The organism is Holdemania sp. 1001302B_160321_E10, assembly GCF_015552275.1.
Taxonomy (GTDB): domain Bacteria; phylum Bacillota_I; class Bacilli_A; order Erysipelotrichales; family Erysipelotrichaceae; genus Holdemania.
On sequence record NZ_JADNEM010000028.1, the window covers coordinates 15,275 to 39,555 of the forward strand.

Here is a 24,281-nt window from a genome sequence, read left to right on the forward strand (position 1 = left end):
ACTATAGTAAAATAATTTATCTGTGAATATCTTATCACAATAGTTTATTGGAGTAAATTAGTATTCAAAAGTTTATCCTGGAAGTTTCGACAAAGTTTGACATTCCGCGGTGATTGCATGATAATTGATTCGGTGATGATATTATGACGATGAATAAAAATGCCGACAGGTCGCTGATTCTCGATTCCATGCCGGTAAAGCAGGCTTTAATCCGCCTGGCGGTTCCTTCCATCCTGGCCTCGATGGTCACAACAATCTATAATATCGCGGATACGTTTTTCATCGGTCAGCTGCACAACACGGCGATGATTGCGGCGACGACGGTCGCGATGCCGATCATGATGCTGACGCACGCGTTCGGCGAGTCGATCGGCGTCAGCGCCGGCAGCTATATTTCGCGGCAGCTGGGGGCGGGCCATCGGGATCAGGTCAGCCGGATTGTTTAGACGACGATGACGCTGGTCGTTTTGATCTCCATCGTGCTGCCCATTTTGTTTATTGCTTTCCTAGATCCGTTGTTGGGCATGTTCGGAGCGGAAGGCGACGTCACGATGTATGCGGCGCAGTATGTGACGATTTTATTAGTCTTTGCGTTTTCGCAGATCATCAAGCTGACGATCGTCCATCTGCTGCGGGCGGAAGGCGACGTGAATTTTCCCATGGCCGCGATCTTTGCCGGGGTGGTGGCAAATCTGATCCTTGATCCGATTTTTATGTTTGACTGGGGTTTGAATTTAGGGATCGCCGGCGCGGCGTGGGCGACGGCTGCGGCCCAGTGTCTGTCGTTGGTCATGTTGATGGGGAGGTTGTTGTTTAAAGCTGAGGCTGTGCGCTGGAATCCGCGGGTATGGATGCTGGATAAGGCAGCGGTGCAGGAGATTCTGAGCCTGGGGGTGGCGGTGTTTGCCCGTCAGGCGCTGCCGAGCGTCACTTACAGCTGTCTGGCAATGCAGGCCAGCGTGTATGGAACCGATTTTCTGGCAGGGATCGGCATCGCCAAGAAATGTCTGAATTTAGTCATGTTCGCGATCATCGGCTTCGCGCAGGGGTTCCAGCCGTTTGCGGCGTATAATTACGGCGCCGGCAACCGGCCGCGGCTGAAGCAGGCGCTGAAAAGCGCCTTGACATGGGTAACGGTATACGGCTGTTTTGCGGCGGTCTTCTATCTTACGCTGGCGCCGCAGATCGTGCAGATCTTCTCCCGCGAGGCGGCGGTTATCGAAATGGGCCGGATGATGCTTTATGGCTATGCGGTCTCGATGCCGGTCGTCGGAGCTTATAATATCGCGGCGGTGCTGCTGCAGGCGCTGGGAGAGAAGCGTTCGGCGTTCTTTCTGTCGATCGCCCGCCAGGGTTTGTTTTATATTCCGATCATTTGGATTCTGCCGACGCTGTTAGGCAAGCTGGGTATTTTCATGGCTCAGCCCTGCGCCGATTATCTGACGATCCTGACGGTGATCTTCTTATGCCGGCATTTATTTGTCGATTTGATGAAAGGTTAATATTGGTAAGGAAAAACAGGTTTTAACGCGCTCAGGTTTATGGTAGAATACCTTTAGACTGGGGTAATGTTACTTATGAGAAAAACGAAGAATAAAACGACGATGCTGCTGGCCGGCGGCCTGGCTGTCGTCTTGATTCTCTTTGCTGCAGCGGCAATTTACTTCGGAATGATCGTGAAAGATCGTTCCGGATCGCAGCTGCCTGAAGAAACGGAAAAGCCGGTGATGGTCGAGCAAGGCGGTCAGGAAAAACCGCAGGAAACGCAGGGACTGGACGCCGTCGAGGTCGATCTGGTCAACGCGACGGTTTATCGCTTCGATGAACTGGACTTCCAGTTTGCGATCGCGAAGATCCGGGTGAAGGCGGAAGAACCGATTAATATTTCGCTTGAGCATTTCGCAACGTCCGAAGGCGTCAAGCTGAATGACATCGACAGCTATCTCGATCAGCTGGATAAGAACGGTTTATATATCGGCAAGCAGAATGTTTGGTTTGAATTGGTGTCAAGGGAAAACAGCTACGTTGCCAATATCTTTGTGCCGATTAAGGATAAAACGGCGCAGTCGGCGACGATTAACGTGGATTTCGGCGATAACGCGCCGATCCAGCTAAATCTGAAGGAAGCGACGGGCACCCGCGAGATGCTGGGGTACGTCGCGGAGGACGTGATCACTGATGGCAAGACATATCAGATGCAGGTCAACGTCGCTTTCCAGATCGCGAATGAAGAAGTATATAGGAATATGAATGGAGAGTTGATGAGCGCTGGAATTCCTTCCACCGCAGCAGTTTATGTATTTAAGGTTGAAGCGGTTAGTTTATGGGGCGATAATCTGGAAATCGAATCTGCACGATATGTATTGGATGATGGAAGTGAATTCGATGCGTTAGATGCTGAATATGAATCTGAAAAGTATGAAAATATACTGGGAAAATCAATTCAGGAAAAAGATACTGGAGTTTTATTCTTTGTGACATACAATCCAGATAAAGAATTGATTTCTTATCATGGAACATTGAAACTTAAAATCAAGGGCCAGGAAAACTGGATAGACGTTAAAGTGAATTTATAGGAGGAAAATATGAGAAAAGGTCTAAAATTTCTTTTATCGCTGTTTATGGCGGTGTCATTAGTTCAAAGTTATTCCTCCGAAGAAACTGTTGTAAAATTAGTAGCGGCAGGAACATATCCGATGGCTTGTTCTAATTATGAAGTGTCATGGGTTCAGGATAACGGAACGTTTTCAGAAATCAGTTGTCACAATGATTTGGGATCTGCCTTGAATACAATGTTTAATTATGGCATTGATGCGGTGGTTCGTCATTCTGCCAGTAAATCGCCAACAAAAATTATTGCGATGGTTTCTGGTTTGGTGGCCAGTTACTCTTATCGGAGAGGGACCAATGTAGAGCAAAAAGATGGATCTATTAAACGAGTTGCCGATTCAACGGTTACAATTACTCAATATGAATCATCTGGAGAAGATACCTATGTTACTAGTCACCGTGAAATGATATATCAACAAACGGCTAGTTATAACCCAAGTAACGGAACTGGGAAAATCGGCGTGAACTTAACTGGATTCGATGGCTTTATTAATTTAGATCAGGTTGATTTAATTCCAATGAAATTTGTCACAAGGGGATTGAGTATTCAATTGGGAGGAAACAATGATGGAACGCCATGGGAATCACCATTTTGGGTTAAGCCGAAACAGAGCTATTATGAAGTTGTGCAAAATGGTAACTATAAGGATATAGTTTATCATGCTTGGTCATATTGGGCCGGAAGTACACAAAATCCGCAGGATTATTCTCAAACAATCGGTCCTGCCGAGGAATGGATGCCGGTGGGTGCGGTTTATTATACAAATGATATGCATCATTTATACTCTGACCGGTATTTTCAAAATCCCGTGACCAATAACGGTCAGCATGCAACGTATTACAATTATTATGAAATGCTTCCATTGCGCAGTCGATCAAATATTTCAGGTCAGACATTGGATGCTTTCCTGGCACAAAGATATAATGCGGGTAATTCTAAGATGTATGGGGCTGGAAATATTTTTACTTCCTATCAGGAAACCTATGGTGTCAATGCTTTGTTGGTTTATAGTTTAGGATTATTAGAATCTGCTTGGGGTACCAGCAAATATGCTATGAACAATAATAATTTATTTGGTTGGAATGCTGTTGATTCTAATCCCGATGATGCATATGTGTTTAAATCTATTGATGATTGTATTAAACAGCATATGGCTTTGAATTTGCGCGGCTATATGGATGTGACAAACTGGCGTTTTTTCGGCACCCATGTAGGTAATAAAGGTGCGGGATTTAACGTGAAATATGCGTCAGACCCGTATTGGGGTTTAAAAATAGCTGCGCTTGCTTATTCTATCGATAAATTTGCGGCAGGATATAACGGTTCTTTGATTGATTATGGTCATTATGATTTAGGTGTTGTCAATCAGCTTAATACAAGTGTAAAACGATATGCTGATCAAAATTCTGCAACGTTGTTCAATGTTTCATACAGTCAAAGCACTTATTTAAAAGATTTTTCAGTAATTATGCAATCTAACAGTCAAGACTGGGTTGGCTTTCCATCACCGAATGGAATTCGTGCAGATGGTTCCTTGATACTGCATCAAAAAGAGAGTTACGATGTCTATGACTGGAATAACAGTGTTGGTTATTTGCGCAGCGAGCAAGTATCTCCGCTTGGTTTTGTTGAGGAAACAGGGAATAAGCCGGTTGGCGATTTTGAACAGAAAATCACTGAACTGAGTTTGAATGGAAGCAAGCTGATGATAAAAGGTTATGCTTATCAGCCAGGTTTATACGTTCAAAACTTAGATCAGCTTACCCATCAGTTAGTCATTGAAGATTCTGAAGGGAATAAACAGCTGTATAATTTAAGTCAGGCAGAATACAGTGATGAAAATTATAAAGCCGCAGGATTTTCCGAAAGCGATATTCCGTTAGATTTATTGCTTACGGAGGTTGGTACTTATAAATTATCGATCAGGACAATCCATGAAACTTATGATGAAACTAAGGTGTTATCGGATGTAGATTTACCGGAGACCGGTTCAGAGTTGCTTTTTGATTATATTTTTGAAAAGCAGGATAATGGAATTGTGGTAACGAAGAAAGCTCATGTAGTAGCAGAGTATTACAACACACTTATCCAAAAGTTCTTATTAAATGAAAATGGCACTTTATCTGTCAAGGGCATAGCGTTTGTAGAAGGCCGCCATCAAGGTACGCCGGAACAGATTTCCCATCAGTTATTGGTGACTAAAGTCGATACAGATGAAGTTGTCAAAACATCTGATCTGACAAGTTATACGGGTGAAGAAAATGATCCAAATTTAAATCTGGGTTATAATCATATCCAATTGGGCTTTGATTACAGCTATGGTTATTATAAAGGAGATCTCGATATTTCAGATCTCCCTGATGGAGATTACAGCTTCATCATTAAAACCATGTCAGATGGTAAGGAATTCACTCGCAAAATGTATGGATTAAGTTCTATGAAAGATAGTGGCGTGCTTTTACTTAACAACGGAAAATATGGCGAATTAAAGCGTCAATATGAATTTTCAAATCGTTATGAGTTAGCTATTCGAAATTATAAAATCGAATTGCCTGAAGGAAAACAGCCGCTCCCTCGTATCCGTGAATCGTATCAATATTTAAGTAAAGTAGCGCTGTCAGATAATAACGAGAGCATGATCGTTAAAGGTGCAGGATTTATTTGGAATGGCGATTTCTCGGCAGAGCAGCATCCTAAATACACGTTGTATTTAATCAATAAAGGAACAGGAAAAATTCATTCGTATCAAACAGAGGGAATCACAGCGTTGACTGGTGGAGATTACAGTTGGGATATGACTGAAGAAAAAGGCGGGACTTACGATTATAGTCATATCTGGTATGAGTTTGAGATACCGATGGTTGACTTGGAAGATGGCAATTATGAATTGAAATTAATGATTGAGACTGATTCTTATGTCGATTTGCTTGATCTTAAATCCAGAGCTTCAATCAAGTTGCCTGTTCTTGAAGGTGAAAAGAGTTTTACGGCGACAAGAAATATTAAGAATAAATATAAAGTTGAGCTGCAGTTAAAAGGTTGGTATGTAGGGCCTGTATCAGAAGAACCTGAAGAAATGAATACAGAGGAACCTGAAACAACTACGGATCAAAATTTGGAAACTCCTGTTCCTGAACCTACACCATCGGAAAAAACTGAAGAATCGAACTGAAAAATGTAAATTACTGATGTCGTTTTAAGTACTAGAATGAAAAGCGATCAATATTTAAGCCAGTCTGAGGTTATCTGTGGCTATAAGTTGATCGCTTTTTATGTTTGTGTTGAAAAACATGAATGATGCTTATTTGCAGTAAGGTGAAATTTTATTTTTGTGCCTTGATTTTACGATAATGGTAACAGTTGGACAACAAGGCGACAGCGCCAAAGGCTGCTGTGCTGATACCCGTTAAGGTATAACCCAGAATCAGCTGGCTTGCACCGCCGAAAAGAAAAACTACGCTGGCAATACCGCCGAGCATCGTTCCGATTTTATCCGCTGCCGGAGAAGGGGTGCGCAGTGCCTTTGATTTCTCGATCAGGGATTGGGTCATTACGGAAGTTTTCACCGACGCTTTTTGTGTTCGCTCCATGGCTGCCTGAGTCAGATCGGTCGGCGAGGGGATGGAATTTCTGACTGTGATGAGTGATTTTTCTTGATTCATAAATACCTCCTGATTTTTTGTTTTTTAAATGGTCGATCGTGGTTTAGATGGAAGCGGAGAAGAGTGATTTCAAAATATAAAACCGACCGTCGGTCTTTATTCCTGCTAAGAAACAGGCTGCCATTTTACAGCCTGTTTATATAAGCTACTTGGATCGAATTTCACAGGAAAGTCAGATTACTGGACATAGGCTTGGATCAAATCAGCGATAAGCGAATCATCAATTAAATCTAAGCCTAGCTGAATCATCACCGATTGCAGATAGCGCAGCCGGATTTCAGTTTCTTCGCTGTTTCGATGAAATAAAACGGGATTGACCCAATAGTTCAGCAGCATTAAGAAGACTTCTGCACAAAGCTCAGGCTGCTGGACGTGCAGCGAACCATCATCGTTGCCTTCCCGGATGAGTCCGGCAACGATCGGCGCATCTTGTTGAACGCAGGTCTGAATTCCATTGACGACAAAATGCGGATCGAGCTGGGATGCTAAAGCCTGATCCAGCGCATGTGTTTCGGCATCCGCCGCCAGCTGTCCCAGGATCTTCTTCAGTTTTTCTTTGGCGTTTTTACCCGGCGTATCACGGATCAGTTCCTGAAACCGCTTGTTCACGTATTGAATTCGCCGCTGCATCACCGCGTTCAGGATCTGTTCTTTGGATTTGAAATGATGATAAAGTCCGCCCTTGGATAATCCGGTCGCGTCAAGGATATCTTGAACGCTGGTTTGTTCATAGCCCTTTTCAACAAAAAGTCTGGCCGCGGTAACGATGATTTTTTCTAACGTTTGTTCCGGATGTTTATTTCTTGCCATAGCTTCTCCTTATAAACCGACGGTTGGTCTGTATATATCTTATCTGGGATTGTTAACCGCGTCAAGTTAAAGTCGTCGGAAATGAAAATTGTGACTTTATTTTAATTTTATCTTTTTAAACATAAAAGAACTGTCCTGGACTTGTTTCTGAATTGGGAACTCGTCAAGACAGTTCTATTAATTAATGATGCGGATCAATCATGGTCAGCTGAACCCGGTGACGTTCTGCGTCGATCCCGTAAACCCAGACCTTGAGGATGTCGCCAATGGATACGACTTCGCTGGGGTGGGAGATCCGGCCCTGCACCATCTTGGAAACATGGACCAGACCATCCTCATGCAGACCGATATCAACGAAAGCGCCGAAATCAACGACGTTGCGGACGACGCCTTCCAACTCATCGCCCGGATGCAGATCTTCCAGCGTGAGGACGTCATGCCGCAGCATCGGTCCGTCGAATTGTTCACGGTAATCGCGCAGCGGCTGGGAGATCGCTTCAATCATGTCTTGAAGCGTATACACGTCCGTGTCCAGTTGTTCGGCGGTTTTTTCCAGATTTAACTGGCTCAGTTTTTCGCGGCATTCATCGCTGCCGAACTGGCTGATGCCTAACAGTTGGCATAAGCGGTGAGCGGCCTGGTAGCTTTCCGGATGGATCGGCGTTTGATCCAGCGGTTCCTCTCCATCGTGAATCCGCAGAAAGCCCGCCGCCTGCTGGAAAGACTTCGCGCCCAGCTTCGGCACTTCCAATAACTGCCGCCGGTTTTCAAAGCGGCCGTGTTCGTTGCGGTAGGCGACGATCGCGTTGGCGGAGGCTTTTGTCAGACCTGAAACATGACATAAAAGCTCGCTGGAAGCCGTATTGACGTCGACGCCGACGCGGTTGACGCTTTTTAAAATCGCGAAATCAAGCCGCTCATTTAAAGCCTTTGCGGGCAGATCATGCTGATACTGACCTACGCCGATACTTTTCGGATCAATTTTAATCAGTTCAGACAACGGGTCCAGAATTCGTCTTGCGATCGAAACGGCGGAGCGCTGCTCGACGTGCAGATCCGGAAATTCCTTCCGCGCTAATTCGCTGGCGGAATATACCGAAGCGCCAGCCTCGGAAACCAGTGTGTAATCGACGTTCAGGTTTTCTTTTTGAATGATCTCGGCAATGAAGCTTTCAGTTTCACGGCTGGCCGTACCGTTGCCGATTGCGATGACTTCGATTGGATATTCTTTCAAAATCGACAGAAGTTTGGCTTTGGCTTCGGCTTTTTTGTTTACCGGCGGATGCGGATAGAAAACGTCGATTTTCAGCATCTTACCCGTGGAATCAATGACAGCCAGCTTGCAGCCGGTCCTAAACGCCGGATCGACGCCGAGGATCATTTTGCCTTCCAGCGGCGGCTGCAGAAGCAGACGTTCAACGTTCATTGAGAAAATCTCAATCGACTGCGCCTGCGCTTTTTCGCTCAGTTCCCCGCGGACTTCACGCTCGACGCTTGGGAATGCCAGCCGCTTTAAACCATCCTGCGCCGCTTCCTCAATCAGACTCTGACAGACGGTTGGGCGGTCATGCGTCACACCGCGGATCGCGTAATTGATCAGAAACGTCTGGTTGTAGTCCAGGGTTACCGTGATGACTTTTTCTTTTTCAGCCCGGTCGATGGCCATAACCCGATGATTTGCCAGCGTGCTGATCTTTTCTTTGTAATCGTAATACATCTTATAAACTTTGTTTTCGTCTTCGTGCTTTTTCTTTTCCTTACAGAGAATAAAGCCGTATTTTTCAATTTGTTCCTTGATCTTCCAGCGCAGCTTTGCCTGGTCGCTGATGCGCTCAGCCAGGATATCCTTCGCTCCTTGCAGCGCTTCTTCCACTGTCGGGATCTGATCATTCAGATATTTTTCCGCCTGAAGAGTTGGATCGCCCGAACGCGGGCAGGAAGCAATCCAATCTGCCAGCGGCGTCAGCCCTTTGCCCGCAGCATCCGTCGCGCGAGTCTTGCGCTTTTGTTGATATGGCCGGTAAATATCGTCAACCTGCGAAAGCTTGGTGCAGGCTAAAACCTGCCGACGCAGTTCCTCCGTCAGCTTGCCTTGCGTTTCAATAATCCGCAGTACGTCTTCTTTCCGTTTTTCCAGATTACTTAAATACTGGACCTGCTGCTGAATGAACAAAATTTGTTCTTCATCCAATCCTTTTGTCATTTCTTTGCGGTAACGCGCGATGAAAGGAACTGTGTTGCCTTCTTCCAAAAGCTTTAATGTATTTCGCACCTGGGCTGGCTCAATGTTGAGCGAAGCCGCCACCGGCTGAATCAGCTGTTCAGTTTCCATATTCATTCCTCCTCGTGATGATTTTTATCATAACACGAAAATCTTTTCATAGCTTCAAAAATTTGTAAGAATTCAGACCAGTAACTTCCAAAGAAAGTCTACAAACGCCGTTTTTTAGGGATTGGAAATATGATATACTTGTTAAAGTACAGGAGGGCAATATGAATATAGATTTTTCGAATAAAAAGACGATTGCGCTGCTCAGTGCCGTCGGTGTATTAGCTATCGCGACGATCGCAGCCGTAGTCGTTTTGTTGACGCTGCCTGGCAAAGCGATTCAGGTAGAAGATTTCTCAGGGAAGACCGTCGAAGAAATCAAAAAATGGGCGACTGAGAATAAGCTGGGTGACAGTCAGTTGGTAGTCGAGTACGAATACAGCGATACCATTGATAAGGACAAGCTGATTTCGCAGAGTATTGCCTCAGAACAGAAGCTGAACAAAGACAGCGTTCTGACGGTTGTCTTCTCGAAAGGTCCGGATCCGGATGTCGAAGTAACGCTGCCGGATTTCAAAGACATGACAGAAGAAGAAATTGAGAAATTCGTGGAAACGAATAAACTGTTGGATGTCACGTATGAATACGCTGTCGATGAAAAGATCGAGAAGGGAAAATTCATCAAGGTCAATGTGACCGATACCGTAATCAAGCGCAGTACGATGCTGGTGTTTACGATTTCCCAGGGAAAAGACGGAACGGGTGAACAGATCATCGTCCCGGATTTCAGCGATTATACCAAAGCGAAGATCACAAACTGGGCGAAAGCGAATAAAGTGACGATCAACTGGAAGGAAGAAGCCAGTGATAAGATTGCGAAAGACAAAGTGATTTCCCAGGATCCAAAGGCTGGGGAAACGATCAAGACCGGCGATAAGATCACGGTAACGATGTCGTTAGGGAAAACGGTAACGATGAAGTCGTTAGCGAAAATGAGCAAGGATGAAGCGAAGAAGTGGCTGAATGACAATGGTCTTGTCGGTGAGTTCAGCGAAGCGTACAGCGGCTCCATTGAATATGGCTATGTCATTTCCAACACGCCGGAAAAGGGCGACGTGAAACAGGGAAGCACGGTGAAAGTCAAGATTTCGCTGGGTAAGATCAAGCTGGAATCGTTTGTCGGCAAGAAGAAAGAAGATGCCGAAAGCTATAAAAAGAAGATCAATAACCTGGAAGGCAATCTTACCTTTACGTACAGCGAAGTAGAAAGCACAGAGCCTGTTGGAACAATCGTTTCTCAGGGGTATGACGGGGGAACTTATCTGGCTCCGGGAACAACGGTTAACTTCCAGATTTCCAAGGGAAAATCAATCACCGTTGAAAACAAAGCCGGTGTCAGTGAAGATGAATTCAAGAAATATATCAGCGGCTTGGGCTTAAGTCTGGGCACCCGTTCCACGGCGTATTCCGATAAGGCTGCCGGGACGATTCTTGAAAATGAAACCGGCAAGAAAGCCGCAGGATCTACGGTTTGGTATAAAGTGTCATTAGGTCAATACGAACCAAATGCCGGAGATTTTAATGATAAAACCGTTGCAGAAGCGAAGAAAATCATCGACAATGCCAATAATTCCGGCGCAGGTTGGAGTTTTACGGGAGAAGATCCTGTATATCATGAAAGTGTAGCTTCTGGAAAGACTTTTGGCTGCGTTGTCACAAAGGAAAATAAAAATGTAAAATGCAGCGTTTCTAAAGGGCCGGAACCGAAACCTATAAACGTAGGCAGCTTTGAGGGTAAATCGTTTAACGAATTCAATAATTTTATTACCAGCAATGGTTTAAAATTAGGAACAAAGAGCGAGGAATACAGTGATTCGTATGCGGCAGGCGTAATTATCAGAAATGATACCGGAGATTTTTTGAAGGGAACGGCAGTGAACTATACTGTATCTCTGGGATCAAATAAAATCACAATCATAGATCTAAAGACGAAGGTTGTTGCAAATGATCCGGAAGGAACTAAAAAGAATATTATGGATTATTTAATTGGCCAAGGTTTTCCAGCTGGTAATATTCAAATTTCAATTGAAGCAAATGATATAACAAGAGGGGAATTGATCGACTATCCACCAGCAGGTCCGATTGATAAAAGCGAAACAATTACGATCAAGATATCTTCAGGATCCGCAGACTAAAGTATAGCGGAATCTATTCCGCCAGCTAAACATAGAAAAACAGGATGATGCGCGACAAAACGCTCATCCTTTTTCTTATTCCGAAGCAAAGGAAAATTAAGCGATAATTTTTAACTTTCACGATTAATTTAATGATATAATGAGAACCAAGAGGTATTATATTTTGACCTTGTTGATAACTGAGGATTAAAAGCTGAATTTTAAGATCAGAAAAGGTTATTCGCATAAACGATGAGATTGAAATGAATAAATTGATTTACTGTGGGTGGAATGCTGAAACACAGGAAGTTTCAAGGAAAGGAAGTAAATACGATGTTTGATTTGGAAAAAGCAGATCAGTTTATACAAAAACAAATTCAGACACATCCGTTATTTGAATTTTACCGGATTGTCGACGTGAATACGTATGAGGTTCATGAATGGAGAAAGTCACAGTTGGTCGCGAACGGCGAACATTGTTTTCAGGTGTGGAGTCGTAATTGTGCCTGCCGCAACTGTGTATCCCGTTTGGCTGTAGATGAAAACCGGCCGATAATCAAAATGGAGACGACGCAGGATAATCGGATTTTTCTGATTGAATCAGTGCCGCTGACTGAACTGGGTGATCATTACGCGCTGGAATTGATCCGTGAAGTTACAGATAATCTGTTGTTCACCGATCCTGATCATAAAAACAACGTCATGTTGACAGACATTATTTACAAAATGAACGAACTCTCGACGCATGATTCCTATACGGGACTGTACAATAAGCGTTTTATGGAACATGAGCTGAACCGGGATATTTCCGAGTGGAAAGAAGAGAAGCCGCTGACGATCGCCTTGCTTGATATTGACCAGTTCAAGGCGGTCAACGATACGTACGGACATTTGACGGGCGACCGGGTTATTTTAGCTCTGTCGCAGGCATTGAAAACCTGTGCGGAGAGCCATGGCGGCTGGGCCTGCCGAGTTGGCGGCGACGAATTCCTGATTACGTTTAACGGTTTAAATCAAGAACAGGCGGCGCAGGTAATTCAGGCATTCCGTCAGGAAATGGCGCAGCTTCAATTCAGCGAAGCGGCGCGGGACTATCACATGTCGATCAGCGTAGGCATCGTAGAATACAAACCGGAAATTCAGGATTGGGAAACCTGGTTTACATTGGCTGATCAGGCAATGTATCAAAACAAGCAGAGCGCGGATCAGAATAATAAACTTGCCCATTTTTAGACTCTCCTTTACAATAAAAACATAGAGCGAGAAGGAGGAACGCAGGATGTTGACAAGGCAGGAATATCTTCAAAATCCATGCCGGGCTTCGGCGCTTCCCTATTGGAAACTTTGTGCTGGAAATCTGCCGGAAGGTGTTGAGGTCATTCACGAAAAAGAAGCTGGAAAAAGGATCGGAGACGTCAGCACTGCGGTTGAATGCTATTTCCGGCTTTTTCATCATCTCGATACTTTGTCCATAGACTCTCATTCAGAAATTGTGCTGCAGACGGCTTGGAAAGAAGTAAACGTATTCGCGGAAATCATCAATGCGTCATATCCGGATCTGCGGGTCAGCGAAGCGCAGCTGCTTCAATTACAGGCGCAGGCCTGTTTCAGCCCTGAGGGTTGGGGTGTAGCTCTTGATCGCCAGAGCGGCAAACCGCTGGCCTGCGGAATTGCGGCGTTGGATCGGCAGATGCAGGAAATCAGTCTGGAATGGATTCAGGTTTTGCCCGGGAAGCGCGGCCGCGGGATCGGCAGAAGTTTAGTCATGCAGCTGTTGTCCAACATGAAGGACAGGGCACGCTTCGCCACAGTCAGCGGCAGGGCGGATGGTCCCTGCTCCCCAGAGCTGTTTTATCGAAAATGCGGTTTTACCGGTGATGATATTTGGATAGTCAGGCGGGAAACGCTGCAGGCGAAGCAGAAAGCGGGATCATCAGGAAGAGAATCAAAGAAGTAAATAAAAATCAACAAACAGGAATGACGAATATAGAGGTCAAAATCCGGGATGTCATAGAAGAAAGGGGGACTGAACGATGATAAAAAGAAAATGGCAGAGAAAGGGAACCGCGATAACTTTGATGTTTCTTTGCGCTCTGTCCCTCGTCAGCTGCGCTTCGATCCATTATTACTGGTATACGCAGCCGGAATCTTCCATAAAACTCAGCGTCAAAGCTGGAAAAGTCCAACGGATGCTTATTATTACCAATGTAAGTCCGTCGGAAGCTGTGAAGCTCAACAAGGAGAAGGCATGGCTGGAAGGGCTGGACGTCGGCGATTACTTTGAAATCGGAGAACATCCCGAAACGTTTTTTCTAGTCCATTATACGGATCCGGGAAAAGGCGGGGTGGTTTTCTATAACTTTAACTTTGAGGCTTCCGACTTTGATCCGAAAAAGGAAGACGTGATCGCTATTCTGGATCATTTTGGGTTAACTGAATCTCTAAATTGGAAAACCAGAACGATCAGCTTGAAAACGTTAACTTCTTCGCAGACATGCCATTTCCATGCGCTTTTTGAATTCGGCGACTTCCAACGGTTAAAAAAACCGGAATGGTTTGAGGAACGCTGGCAATCGAACTAAACTGCCACGCCCACGAATTTTGACAGGACGATCACGCTCTGTCAGAATTCGTTTTTTTTGTTGCTGCCTTGAACCGAAGCAAAAGACCAAATAAAGGGTGAAAACAAGAAAAGTTAGAAGTTTTTCGAAGAATGAGAAAATAAGTTGGAAATTGAACAAAAGAGCTTGCAATTAATGACTACGAAGTGTAGTATGATAATTGACTACAAGATGTAATAAAAAGGGAGGGAGAAGAGAACATGGAACTGATGTCTGATTCTGAAAAGGAAATCATGAGATTGATCTGGGATCATGGGGGTACGATGACGATCAGTGAATTGCTGGACCAGATAGAACAAACTGACCATGATTGGAAACGCACGACAGTGCGGACCTTTATCTCCAGATTGATCGACAAAGGAATGCTGATCAGCCAGAAGGAAGGCAGGGGCGCGCTGTACGTCGCGCGCATCAGCGAGGAAGAATATTTAAAAACTCAGTCGGTTCAGTTTGTGAATCAGGTGTTTGGCGGGAATGTCAGTACACTGCTGACGTCGCTGTTCGGGCAGAAATGCCTGGAATCCAAAGACATTGAAGAACTGGAAAAATTTTGGGAGCAGGGGAAGGAGAAATTGAAATGAACACCTTCATGATCGGTTTCCTTTCAGTTTCGGTTTCCGCGTTATGGATGGCCGGCATCGTTGTACTGCTGGAAAAGCTGCTGCAAAATCATTTGAGTTTCCGTTTTCGCTACGGACTCTGGCTGGTTGTGATTCTGCGGCTTTTAATTCCGGTATCGCCGGTAGCCGGGGTTGTCGGTACTTTGTTTTCTGAGGAAACCTGGAACCCGCAGCCGCAAGCTCAGCTTGCGGCAAGGATGCCGGAAACCATCAGGGATCCTGTTGCGGATCAACAAACAAAACAACCGGAACAGGAAGTCCAGAGCGATCCGGTTCAGGATATTCGCACTGTTCCAACACCGGCGCCTTCCCGATCAACCTGGCAGGTTAATCAGCCCGCCTGGCTGGACGATCTGATCCGATCAGCCTGGGTGCTGTGGTTAAGCGTTGCCGTGGTGCTGATGGTCCGTCGGATCACGAGCTATCAAGGATTTCTGCGGTTTATTAAAGCCGGCAGTTTTCCATCCAGCCCGAAGACCCGGCAATGTCTGGACGAGGTTCGCCAGAAAATGGGCATTCGCCGCCAGCTGCCGGTCTGGATTAACAAGCTGGCAGTATCGCCGATGCTGCCCGGTGTCTTTCATCCGATGATCATTCTGACTACGGAGGATTGCGGCCCTGAGGAAATGCAAATGATTCTGCGCCACGAACTCACGCATTATCAGCGCAAAGATATCTTTACAAAATGGCTGGTTCAGCTGGCGGTCTGCATTCACTGGTTTAATCCTGTTGTTCGCCTGATCGGCCGCCATATGGAAAGTCTGTGTGAGCTGGCCTGCGATGAACAGGTGCTGCGTTCTCTCTCGGCGCGGGAAAAACGCTGCTACGGCGACACGTTGATCCACACGTTAAAGGATAAGGGAACCTATGGCGATATCATCGTATCAATTACGTTGAATGAAAACTTGAGCTTGTTAAAAGAAAGGCTGAGTGCAATTATGGATGAACAAAAGTCAGGAACTGCACGGGCGTTGATCTCGATGGCTGCCGGGGCCGTATTGTTTGCCAGCGGTATTCTGTGCGGTTCTACGTTGAGCTGGAAAACGCCGACGCCGGCCGCGGCGCCGGTGATGACGGCCACGACCTCGACAAACCAGAGAACCTTCTATTTTTCCGGCAGCGTCTATACGCAGGGCTACATCGTGACGCTGAACTGGGCGGGAGCCGACCGGTAGGAGGAGGGCAGCGTGTATCAGGATTCGCTGATCAGCGTCGCCTTTGACGAAAGCATGAAAGCGGTCATGGACAATGAGGAACAGATGGAAGCCGTCCGTCAGGCGGTTTCCGAACAACATGCGCGGTTAGTCCGCAACAACAGCTCACTGGCTTCGCGCACGCCGCTTTTGACCTCGATCGAAGGTCCCTACACCGAATCTGCGGAGGAACTGGCTGTCCGCTTTCATAAGGAAAAGAAAATGTCGCAGTTCAGAGCTGTGGCTGCGAAGCTGAACGAGGAAGCGGCTGTAAACATGGCCCGCACCTTCTATGCATCGAAGGAAATGGATTATTTTGCGGTGCTGGCCGACGCGCTTCCGGAATCCGAAATTCTCAATTTGAGTAGGCAGGCTTATCAGAGTCGGTATGAGGATGCGTTTGATCTGTTGGTACCGAAGCTGCCGCAGGATCAGATTGAGACGTTGGCGCAGCAGGCTTATGCGGATATGCGGCTTGATGATTTTGAAATCGCGCTGCTTTCCCTGCCGGCTCCGCAGCGGTCTGAATGGGCGGAGAAAGCCTATGCGGATAACCAGTTGGCGTATTTTATGGAAACGATCCGCGATTTGACAACCGATCAGCTCGGTGCGTGGGCCGACCGGATTTATGCCGATCAGCGTCTTGAATTCTTTGAAGAGATCGCAAGTTTGCTGAGTTCCAGGCAGCGGGAAGCTTTGGCAGAAAAAGCCTATGCCGATAACCGCGTCGAATATTTTAAAGAAGCTTTCTATGATTTGCCACAAGAGAGCGTCGCGGCGTATGCTCAGCGGGTGATCGACGATCAGCGCTCTCGGGATTATCTGTTTGTCTTTGACGGGGATCTGCCTGGCGAGCTGATGGATAAGCTGGCGATCCAGGCTTATGATGAAAAGCAGGATGAGCTGTTTGACCGAATTATCTGGGGCCTTTCCAAGGAAACCGCGAAGACGCTGCTTGAGCGGGCGTATGCCGACAATCGGACAGAAGTGCTTTACCGGCTCTATTCCAAAGTTGATAACGAAACCCTGAAGGCGCTGGTAGATCAAGCCTTTAACGATCATCGCACGGATGTGTTTATGAATTTGTGCAATGATTTGACCAGCGAACAAAAGGCCGAATATGCCAATCAGGCCTATGAGAATCAGAATCTGGATATTCTGTCAAACCTGATTTACGATCTTCCGCACGATCAGGTTCTCTCGCTGGCGCAGAAGGCCTACGATGATCAGCAAGTCCGTTATTTCGAGATGGTGGTCTGTGAATTGAATTCGGCGGATATCGCTAAATTCAGAACGCAGGCGAAAAAAGACGGACGCGACGAGTTTTATTCTATGCTGGAAAATTATTGATTCAGAAGTTCGCCTTCTGACAAACTGGCGATCAACTGCCGGTCAGGCTCTCTGTCAGGATTTCTGACTAGTCCGCCCTTGTTTGGCATCGCTGAATCCAGTCTGAAATTAAAAATGTTCGGAAATGTCAGAAAATTCATTTCAGGCTTTTTACCGGAAGTGGATGAAATCGCCGCTTAGTTATGTTATAATGAAAACCGCATAGGGCTTTTAAGCGGATCCAGAGAGATCGCAAGGCTGAACTACATTAAGGGGAAAGTCCTTTTGCACAAAATCAAAAGGGCTTTTTATTTAAGCCCGGAAAGGGGTATTTATGTCACAGCGAGTAGAAATGATCCTCGACGTCAACGAAAAACCAAAACCGACTCAATGGATTCTGTTAAGTTTCCAACATGTCTTTGCGATGTTTGGCGCCACCATCCTGGTCCCGGTGCTGACCGGCTTTCCGATTTCCGTCGCCTTGTTTGCGTCCGGCATCGGAACGATTATTTACAGCTGCATCACCCGGTTTCAGGTTCCGGTCTACTTAGGTTCTTCCTTTGCCTACATCAGCGCCGTCCAGATTGCGGTCGCCGCGATGAGCGGCGATGTCAGCGCAGCGCAGACCGGGTTAATCCTGATCGGTCTGGTCTATGTCGTCGTTTCGATTCTTGTCCGTTTCATCGGCAAGGACTGGATTGACAAGCTGCTTCCGCCGATTGTCATCGGTCCGATGATCGCCGTTATCGGTCTGGGCCTGGCGGCCAATGCGGTCGGCAACGCCGGCTTTGTGACCGGCGGGGATTGGAAAGTCATGCTGACAGCGGTCTTTACCTTTATTCTCACCGCCATGATCTCCACGAAGGCAAAAGGCTTTTTCAAAATCATTCCATTCCTTTGCGGAATCTTGGGTGGGTATGTGTTTGCGCTGGCTTTAGGCATCGTGGACTTTGCGCCGCTGCAGGAAGTCCTGCAGTCGGGGCGGTTCTTATCGCTGCCGGAATTCATTCTGCCGATTGCCATTCCGGGGTTTAAGAGCTATCACCTGTATTTCGGACCGGAAACGTTCGCGATCCTGCCGGTGGCGCTGGTGACCATTTCCGAGCATATCGGCGATCATACCGTGCTGGGCAAGATCTGCAGCCGCAATTTCCTGAAGGAACCGGGCTTGGATAAGACGTTAATGGGCGATGGCATCGCGACGTCCATTTCGGCGCTGTTAGGCGGACCGGCGAATACGACCTATGGCGAAAATACGGGCGTCATCGGGATGACGAAGGTGTCCTCGGTGTACGTGACTGTCGGTGCGGCCTGCATCGCGATCGTGCTGAGCTGCGTCCCGATTGTATCGGCGTTCATCTCAACGATTCCCAACGCCGTATTAGGCGGAATGTCGATCATTCTGTACGGCGTCATTGCTTCCAACGGTCTGCGGGTTCTGATCGACAATCAGGTCGATTTTGGGCAGCAGCGCAATCTGATCATCGCTTCGGCCATGCTGGTCATCGGCTTGGGCGGCGCGGTTCTGCCGTTAGGCAAACTGGTCACCCTGTCGGGCACCGCGCTGTCGGCGACTGTGGGCATTGTGCTGAACCTGATCCTGCCGCGGGAGAAACAAACTGCGGAAAAATCAAAATAAATCTCAGATTTCACTCAGAAAGCAGCATGCCGCTGCTTTTTTTCTGACGGCAAAGAGGGATCAATTCCAAGTTTCGGATTGGTTCACAAGAGCTGGGGCGTTTCGTTACTTTTTTAGCCAAAACGGCTTTCCTGATTGCCAGGCGGGATTTTCATTCCCTTCCGGCCTGTTTTCTGGTAAAATAAAGCACGGTGATAACATGCAGCAGATATTTATACAACAGAAAACCCACGTCGGAAGCGTGATCGAACCAGATCCGCAGCAGCGCCATCATTTACAGCGTGTCCTGCGGATGAAGGAAGGGGAAACGCTGCGCGTGATCGACGCGGAAGGCGCCGTTTTTTGCGGCGTGCTGGACGGTGCGGGTCAGATTCAGATCACAGAACTGCTGGACGAGGACCGCGAGCTTCCGGTAACGCTGACGTTAGTCGCTGGTCTGATCAAAGGCGAGCGTTGGGACTGGCTGCTGCAGAAATGCACAGAGCTGGGCGTCAGCCGGATTGTTCCGTTTCAATCCAGCCGCACGGTCGTGAAGCTGGAATCGGATAAAGTAGATAAAAAATTAGAGCGCTGGCAGAAAATTGTTCAGGAAGCCAGCCAACAATGCAAGCGTACGCAAAGACCGCAGGTGTGCGCACCGATTGAATTGGCCGATGCCGGCGCATGGCGGAGCGAGCAGAACTTCGTGGCGTATGAAGATGAAGCTCTGCACGGCGGTTTGCTGAGCGCTCAGCTGGAAAAAGGCCGCAGCGTGACGCTGGTGATCGGCCCGGAAGGTGGTTTCAGCCCGGCTGAGATTGAAAGGCTGCAGACCCAGGGCTATCGCTGCTGCTCGCTGGGCAAGCGGATTCTGCGGGCGGAAACAGCCGCAGTTGCGGCGGTCTGTCTGGCTGGAGCCGTGCTGGAGGGTTAAATGATGAATCCGAAAATGATTAAAATTCTGCGCAAAGGCAACGACCGGGAATTTCTGAAACTGAATGAGGTCCGCAAGGAAACCGCGCGCATCAACGCCCGGCTGAAACCTTATCAGCTGGATCGTCCGGTAAAAACGGTGCGGGATGTGTATACGCTGAGCATTCTGGAAGAAGGCTTGAAAAACAAACAGAAGATTGAGGAACTGTACGAACAGACGCGGACGGAAATGCTGGATATCTGGGAGATCATCGACTATCCCAAACGCAATGAATTTGTACGGCCAAAAATTCAGGCCGCGATTGCGGACATGAAGAAGTTTACGGTTGAGGACAAGCTTGTGATGATCCCGTTCTTCGATCCGCTGATCAACGCGCTGTACGATCACGAAACCGCGGTGCTGGAGCTGCCGCAGTTTTTCAAGATGGTCAAAAGCTTTGCGGACAAGATCGTTGATCCACTAATCTATGGACGATTGCCCTACGACGCGGGCTTTGCCTCGCCGCAGGTGATTTTCCAGAATGAGCTGGGTTTCGCGGTTTACGAGGGCCGCGTGCATTGTCTGGAGGTTTTTGCGTTTGACGGCACAGAAACCGAGCTGCCGCTTTCACTGGTCTGTACCGGCGAGAAACTTGACCCCGCCCAGGGTGCGCCGCTGGCAGCCGCCGTACTGAGTCAGGATCCGCTTCAGATCCGTGATGCGTGCTGCGCCAGCGGCTATATCCTGCCGAAACTGAAATCAAAAATCGCCCGCATTTCAAGGCCGTAAGGCCTTTTCCTTTGGCAGGGTGAGAATGACCGTTAAAAGACTACCTCCGGGGTTAAAAGTTTGGTATAATATCCATCATGGAAGGGGACGAATTCATGGCGAGTGTCGCAATTTCAACGTTGGGCTGCAAGGTCAACGCCTACGAGTCGGAAAGTACCGCTCAGGCGCTGCGGCAGCGCGGCTATCAGACGGTGGACTTCAAGGAGAAAGCCGACGTTTACATCATATTTACCTGTGCGGTGACCAATACCGCCGCCAGCAAGAGCCGGCAGAAAATCCATCAGGCCCGCCGGCAGAACCCGGACGCTCTGGTGTGCGCTGTGGGCTGTTACGTCCAGATTCAGGCGGAACAGATGTGTGAGCAGGAAAAGATCGACATTCTGGTCGGCTCCAGCGGTAAGGACAAATTGCCGCAGCTGATCGACGAAGCGCTGCGCCAGCGCCGCGAGCCGATTGTCGAGCTGCATGACGTGCGGACGTCCGCCGAGTTTGAAATGCTGCCGCTGGATGAATTTGAACATCAGACGCGCGCGTACTTAAAGGTGCAGGATGGATGCAACCAGTTCTGCGCTTACTGCATCATCCCGTATGCCCGCGGCCGGGAGCGCTCGCTGCCGTTGGACGAAGCGCTGAAGGAAGCGCGGCGGCTGGCGCAGAAGCATAAGGAAATTGTTCTGGCCGGGATACATACCGGCCGGTATGGGAAAGATAGAGACACCAGCCTGTGCGAATTGATCCGCGGGATGTGTCAGATTGAACCGCTGGAGCGAATCCGGATTTCGTCGATCGAGATTACAGAGATCACTGATGAGCTGCTGACGTTGATGGAAACGCAGCCGAAGATCGCCCGGCATCTGCATATCCCGCTGCAGGCGGGCTGCGACGCCACGCTGAAACGGATGGGCCGGCCGTATACGACGGCGCAGTTTCTGGCGCGGGTGGAAGAAATCCGCAGCCGGATTGACGGAATTTCGATCAGCACCGATCTGATCGTTGGTTTTCCGCAGGAAAGCGAGGCGGAATTTGCCGCAACGATGGCCTTTCTGAAGCAGATCCACTTCAGCTTCATCCACGTCTTCCCTTTCTCCCCGAAAACCGGAACCCCGGCGCAGCGGATGAGCGGTCAGGTTTCATCGGTGGTGAAGAAGCAGCGGGCCCATCAGGTTGGCGAATTCTCCCGCAACAGTTATTACGCGGTAAAAAGCAGCTGGATCGGTAAGGACGTCAACGTGATTATTGAAACCTGTGAAAACGGCGCTGCGTTCGGACACAGCAGCGAGTATCTGCCGGTGCAGATCGAAGGCGAGTTTGCCAGCGGACAACGGGTTGCAGCCCGCTGTACGCATATGCTTGGGGATCAGCTGGCAGCGCAGGCGCAAGGAGGTCAGGAAAAATGAAATTATCCGCATTGTTTGACAACGCTCCGGACATTGAAATTGAAAATCTAATGGTGGACAGCCGCGATGTGCTGCCCAATTCCATTTTCTTCTGTATTAAAGGGATGATCCATGATGGTCACCGCTACGTCAACGCGGCCATCAAAAACGGCGCGGTCTGCGTTGTTCACAGCGAAGATATCAAGCGCAACAACGCGAATGTCGTTTACATCAAGGTGCGCGACGTCACCGCCGCGCTCAATCAGGTCGCGGCCTGCTTTTACGGCTATCCGTCAAAGAAAATGGTGGTCTACGGCGTGACCGGTACTAATGGCAAGTCGTCGATTGCCTGCATGATCCGCAACCTGCTGAATCCGGTCTATGCCTGCGGCTATATCGGCACCATTTCGATCGAGTATGGCGACACAAAGCTGCCGCCGTTACTGACGACGCCGGACATCGTGCCGCTGCAGCAGATTCTGCACGACATGGCGCAGGCCGGGATGAAGGCCTGTGCGCTGGAGATCAGCAGCATCGGTCTGGAACAGCACCGCACGGACAGCGTGGATGTCGACATCGCGATTTTTACGAATCTGACGCATGATCATCTCGATTATCACGGGACAATGGAGAATTACTTTGAAGCGAAGAAACGCCTGTTCGACCAGCTGAAGCCGGATGGCACAGCGATTACCAACAAGGATGATCCTCACGGCATGGCGATCGTCGCCGACTGTCCGGCCCGCGTTGTTACCTACGGCGTGCTGGAAAAAGCGGATTATGAAGCGAAGGACATTCAGCTTAACGCGGATAAAACGATTTTTACTTTAGTTCATGACGGCAGCGAATATCCAGTCCAGACCAATCTGGTCGCGATGTTCAATCTGTATAACCTGCTGGCGGTGATCGCCGCGCTGCACGAGGGCGGTCTGCCGATCGAACAGATCCTGGAACAGCTCAACACGATTCCGCAGATCGAAGGCCGGATGGAACGGATTGAAGAAGGCCAGCCGTTCAATATCATCGTTGACTTCGCGCATACTCCGGACGGCCTGGAACAGATCTTCAAATTCGCGTCCGCGATCACGCCGAAGGAGAAACGAATCATTTCCGTGTTTGGTTCCGCGGGGAAGCGGGATACGAAGAAACGGCCGGTTTTCGGTCAGCTTGCGGATAAATACTGCGACCTGATCATCTTAACCGAAGACGATCCGCGCGACGAGGATCCGATTCAGATTGCTGAAGAAATTGCTTCGGGTATTCAGAAGACCAACCGCATTATCATTGAAAGCCGCTATGACGCAATCCGTCAGGCGGTGGAAGTGGCCAATGTCGGAGATACGATCCTGATTTTAGGTAAGGGCGACGAAACCTTTATTTACCGGGAATTCGGCCGGGAACCGTGGATGAGCGATCCGGCGGCGGTCCGTGACGCCCTGCGCAAGTATTATTTTGAAACGGAGGAGGAAGATGAAGATGAAACCGTTGAATAAGTACATTGATCACACTCTGCTAAAACCTGCCAGTACTCGCAGCCAGCTGGAAAAGCTGTGTGCCGAAGCCCGCGAACATGATTTTGCGACCGTCTGCGTCAATCCCTGCTGGATTCCCTTCTGCAAGCAGCAGCTAAAAGGCAGCGACGTCAAGGTCTGCACCGTCATTGGCTTTCCGCTGGGCGCGATGACCAGCGAAGCCAAGGCGTTTGAATGCCGCGACGCGATTGAAAAAGGCGCGGATGAAATTGACATGGTCATCAACATCGGCGGCGTGAAGGACGGCGATCATGACGGCGTTGTCCGGGATATCAAAATGGTCCGGGAAGCGGCGGGCGCACATACGCTGAAAGTCATCATTGAAACCTGTCTGCTGAGCGATGAAGAAAAGGTTTTCGCCTGCAAGGCCTGCATGGAAGCGGGCGCGGATTTCGTAAAAACCTCGACGGGATTCTCGACCAGCGGCGCAACCGTGGAAGACGTGCGTTTGATGAAACAGACGGTCGGCGATGTCTGCCAGGTGAAAGCGGCCGGCGGTGTGCGCTGCTTTGACGATTTAAAGGCAATGATTGAAGCGGGCGCTGACCGGATCGGAACCTCCAGCGGCGTCGCGTTGTTAGCAGGACAGGAAGCCACGGGTTATTAACCGCTGTTCTTGCATTTCGTAAGCCAGGAGAAATAAAAAACCGGCATTGCCGGTTAACGAAGGGGGAAGCTGAAAACTTCGGCTCTTTCAAAAATAGTGTTGGTGAGAGAAAAACCGAAACAAGAAAGACGCAGATGAGTTCCAGAAATGGGACTCA

At 48.3% G+C, this 24,281-nt stretch carries 19 protein-coding genes and 1 pseudogene; 17 read left to right on the forward strand and 3 right to left on the reverse strand.

The features are described from left to right. Positions 1 to 188: 188 nt before the first annotated feature. The 4 genes and pseudogenes from I2D94_RS18360 to I2D94_RS14450 form a co-directional block, all read left to right on the forward strand. Positions 189 to 698: pseudogene (locus tag I2D94_RS18360) on the forward strand (MATE family efflux transporter); the annotation flags it as partial. Between the two features lie 249 nt (positions 699 to 947). After that, positions 948 to 1,502: an MATE family efflux transporter gene (locus I2D94_RS18365; RefSeq protein ID WP_229056900.1), complete on the forward strand. Its 555-nt coding sequence runs from the start codon at positions 948 to 950 to the stop codon at positions 1,500 to 1,502. 75 nt (positions 1,503 to 1,577) lie between these two features. Beyond that, a complete protein-coding gene (locus I2D94_RS14445) occupies positions 1,578 to 2,576 on the forward strand; it encodes a hypothetical protein (RefSeq protein ID WP_195397425.1) in 999 nt (332 codons plus the stop codon). Between the two features lie 9 nt (positions 2,577 to 2,585). Further along, positions 2,586 to 5,783, forward strand: a complete 3,198-nt coding sequence (locus I2D94_RS14450) for a glucosaminidase domain-containing protein (protein WP_195397426.1) — start codon at positions 2,586 to 2,588, stop codon at positions 5,781 to 5,783. Positions 5,784 to 5,934: 151 nt separating this feature from the next. On the opposite strand, the gene I2D94_RS14455 is transcribed toward I2D94_RS14450, so the two are convergent. The 3 genes from I2D94_RS14455 to I2D94_RS14465 form a co-directional block, all read right to left on the reverse strand. Continuing rightward, the gene (locus I2D94_RS14455) at positions 5,935 to 6,273 is read right to left on the reverse strand and encodes a hypothetical protein (RefSeq protein ID WP_195397427.1); all 339 of its coding nucleotides are present in this window, start codon (positions 6,271 to 6,273) and stop codon (positions 5,935 to 5,937) included. 177 nt (positions 6,274 to 6,450) lie between these two features. Then, positions 6,451 to 7,083: a TetR/AcrR family transcriptional regulator gene (locus I2D94_RS14460; protein WP_195397428.1), complete on the reverse strand. Its 633-nt coding sequence runs from the start codon at positions 7,081 to 7,083 to the stop codon at positions 6,451 to 6,453. Positions 7,084 to 7,264: 181 nt separating this feature from the next. Then, positions 7,265 to 9,421, reverse strand: coding sequence for a Tex family protein (locus tag I2D94_RS14465; RefSeq protein ID WP_370544628.1), 2,157 nt, complete (start codon positions 9,419 to 9,421; stop codon positions 7,265 to 7,267). Positions 9,422 to 9,576: 155 nt separating this feature from the next. Here I2D94_RS14465 and I2D94_RS14470 point away from each other — a divergent pair, with 155 nt between their 5' ends. From I2D94_RS14470 to deoC, 13 genes are all read left to right on the forward strand, one after another. Then, complete coding sequence (locus tag I2D94_RS14470; RefSeq protein ID WP_195397430.1) at positions 9,577 to 11,547, forward strand: PASTA domain-containing protein; 1,971 nt, start codon at positions 9,577 to 9,579, stop codon at positions 11,545 to 11,547. A 312-nt stretch (positions 11,548 to 11,859) separates the two neighbouring features. Then, positions 11,860 to 12,759 (forward strand): GGDEF domain-containing protein, encoded by a 900-nt coding sequence (locus tag I2D94_RS18590; protein WP_195397431.1) that lies wholly within the window; start codon positions 11,860 to 11,862, stop codon positions 12,757 to 12,759. 46 nt (positions 12,760 to 12,805) lie between these two features. Continuing rightward, the gene (locus tag I2D94_RS14480) at positions 12,806 to 13,483 is read left to right on the forward strand and encodes an N-acetyltransferase (RefSeq protein WP_195397432.1); all 678 of its coding nucleotides are present in this window, start codon (positions 12,806 to 12,808) and stop codon (positions 13,481 to 13,483) included. Positions 13,484 to 13,559: 76 nt separating this feature from the next. Continuing rightward, complete coding sequence (locus I2D94_RS14485) at positions 13,560 to 14,108, forward strand: hypothetical protein (protein ID WP_195397433.1); 549 nt, start codon at positions 13,560 to 13,562, stop codon at positions 14,106 to 14,108. Positions 14,109 to 14,347: 239 nt separating this feature from the next. After that, entirely contained in the window at positions 14,348 to 14,728 is a 381-nt protein-coding gene (locus tag I2D94_RS14490) for a BlaI/MecI/CopY family transcriptional regulator (protein ID WP_195397434.1), read from the forward strand. Continuing rightward, positions 14,725 to 15,942 (forward strand): M56 family metallopeptidase, encoded by a 1,218-nt coding sequence (locus I2D94_RS14495; RefSeq protein WP_195397435.1) that lies wholly within the window; start codon positions 14,725 to 14,727, stop codon positions 15,940 to 15,942. Before I2D94_RS14490 ends, I2D94_RS14495 begins: the two co-directional genes overlap by 4 nt. Positions 15,943 to 15,954: 12 nt before the next feature. Continuing rightward, positions 15,955 to 17,310, forward strand: coding sequence for a hypothetical protein (locus I2D94_RS14500; protein ID WP_195397436.1), 1,356 nt, complete (start codon positions 15,955 to 15,957; stop codon positions 17,308 to 17,310). A 313-nt stretch (positions 17,311 to 17,623) separates the two neighbouring features. Beyond that, on the forward strand, positions 17,624 to 18,928 hold the full coding sequence (locus I2D94_RS14505) for a uracil-xanthine permease family protein (protein ID WP_195397437.1): 1,305 nt from the start codon (positions 17,624 to 17,626) through the stop codon (positions 18,926 to 18,928). Positions 18,929 to 19,127: 199 nt separating this feature from the next. Next, on the forward strand, positions 19,128 to 19,841 hold the full coding sequence (locus I2D94_RS14510; RefSeq protein WP_039865017.1) for a 16S rRNA (uracil(1498)-N(3))-methyltransferase: 714 nt from the start codon (positions 19,128 to 19,130) through the stop codon (positions 19,839 to 19,841). Further along, a complete protein-coding gene (locus I2D94_RS14515) occupies positions 19,842 to 20,609 on the forward strand; it encodes a hypothetical protein (RefSeq protein ID WP_195397438.1) in 768 nt (255 codons plus the stop codon). It begins immediately after the preceding gene. A 95-nt stretch (positions 20,610 to 20,704) separates the two neighbouring features. Next, complete coding sequence (gene mtaB, locus I2D94_RS14520; RefSeq protein ID WP_229056898.1) at positions 20,705 to 22,006, forward strand: tRNA (N(6)-L-threonylcarbamoyladenosine(37)-C(2))-methylthiotransferase MtaB; 1,302 nt, start codon at positions 20,705 to 20,707, stop codon at positions 22,004 to 22,006. Beyond that, complete coding sequence (locus I2D94_RS14525; RefSeq protein ID WP_195397440.1) at positions 22,003 to 23,478, forward strand: UDP-N-acetylmuramoyl-L-alanyl-D-glutamate--2,6-diaminopimelate ligase; 1,476 nt, start codon at positions 22,003 to 22,005, stop codon at positions 23,476 to 23,478. The genes mtaB and I2D94_RS14525 overlap by 4 nt, the downstream gene beginning before the upstream one ends. Then, positions 23,456 to 24,124 (forward strand): deoxyribose-phosphate aldolase, encoded by a 669-nt coding sequence (gene deoC / locus I2D94_RS14530; protein WP_229056899.1) that lies wholly within the window; start codon positions 23,456 to 23,458, stop codon positions 24,122 to 24,124. The genes I2D94_RS14525 and deoC overlap by 23 nt, the downstream gene beginning before the upstream one ends. Positions 24,125 to 24,281: the final 157 nt, after the last annotated feature.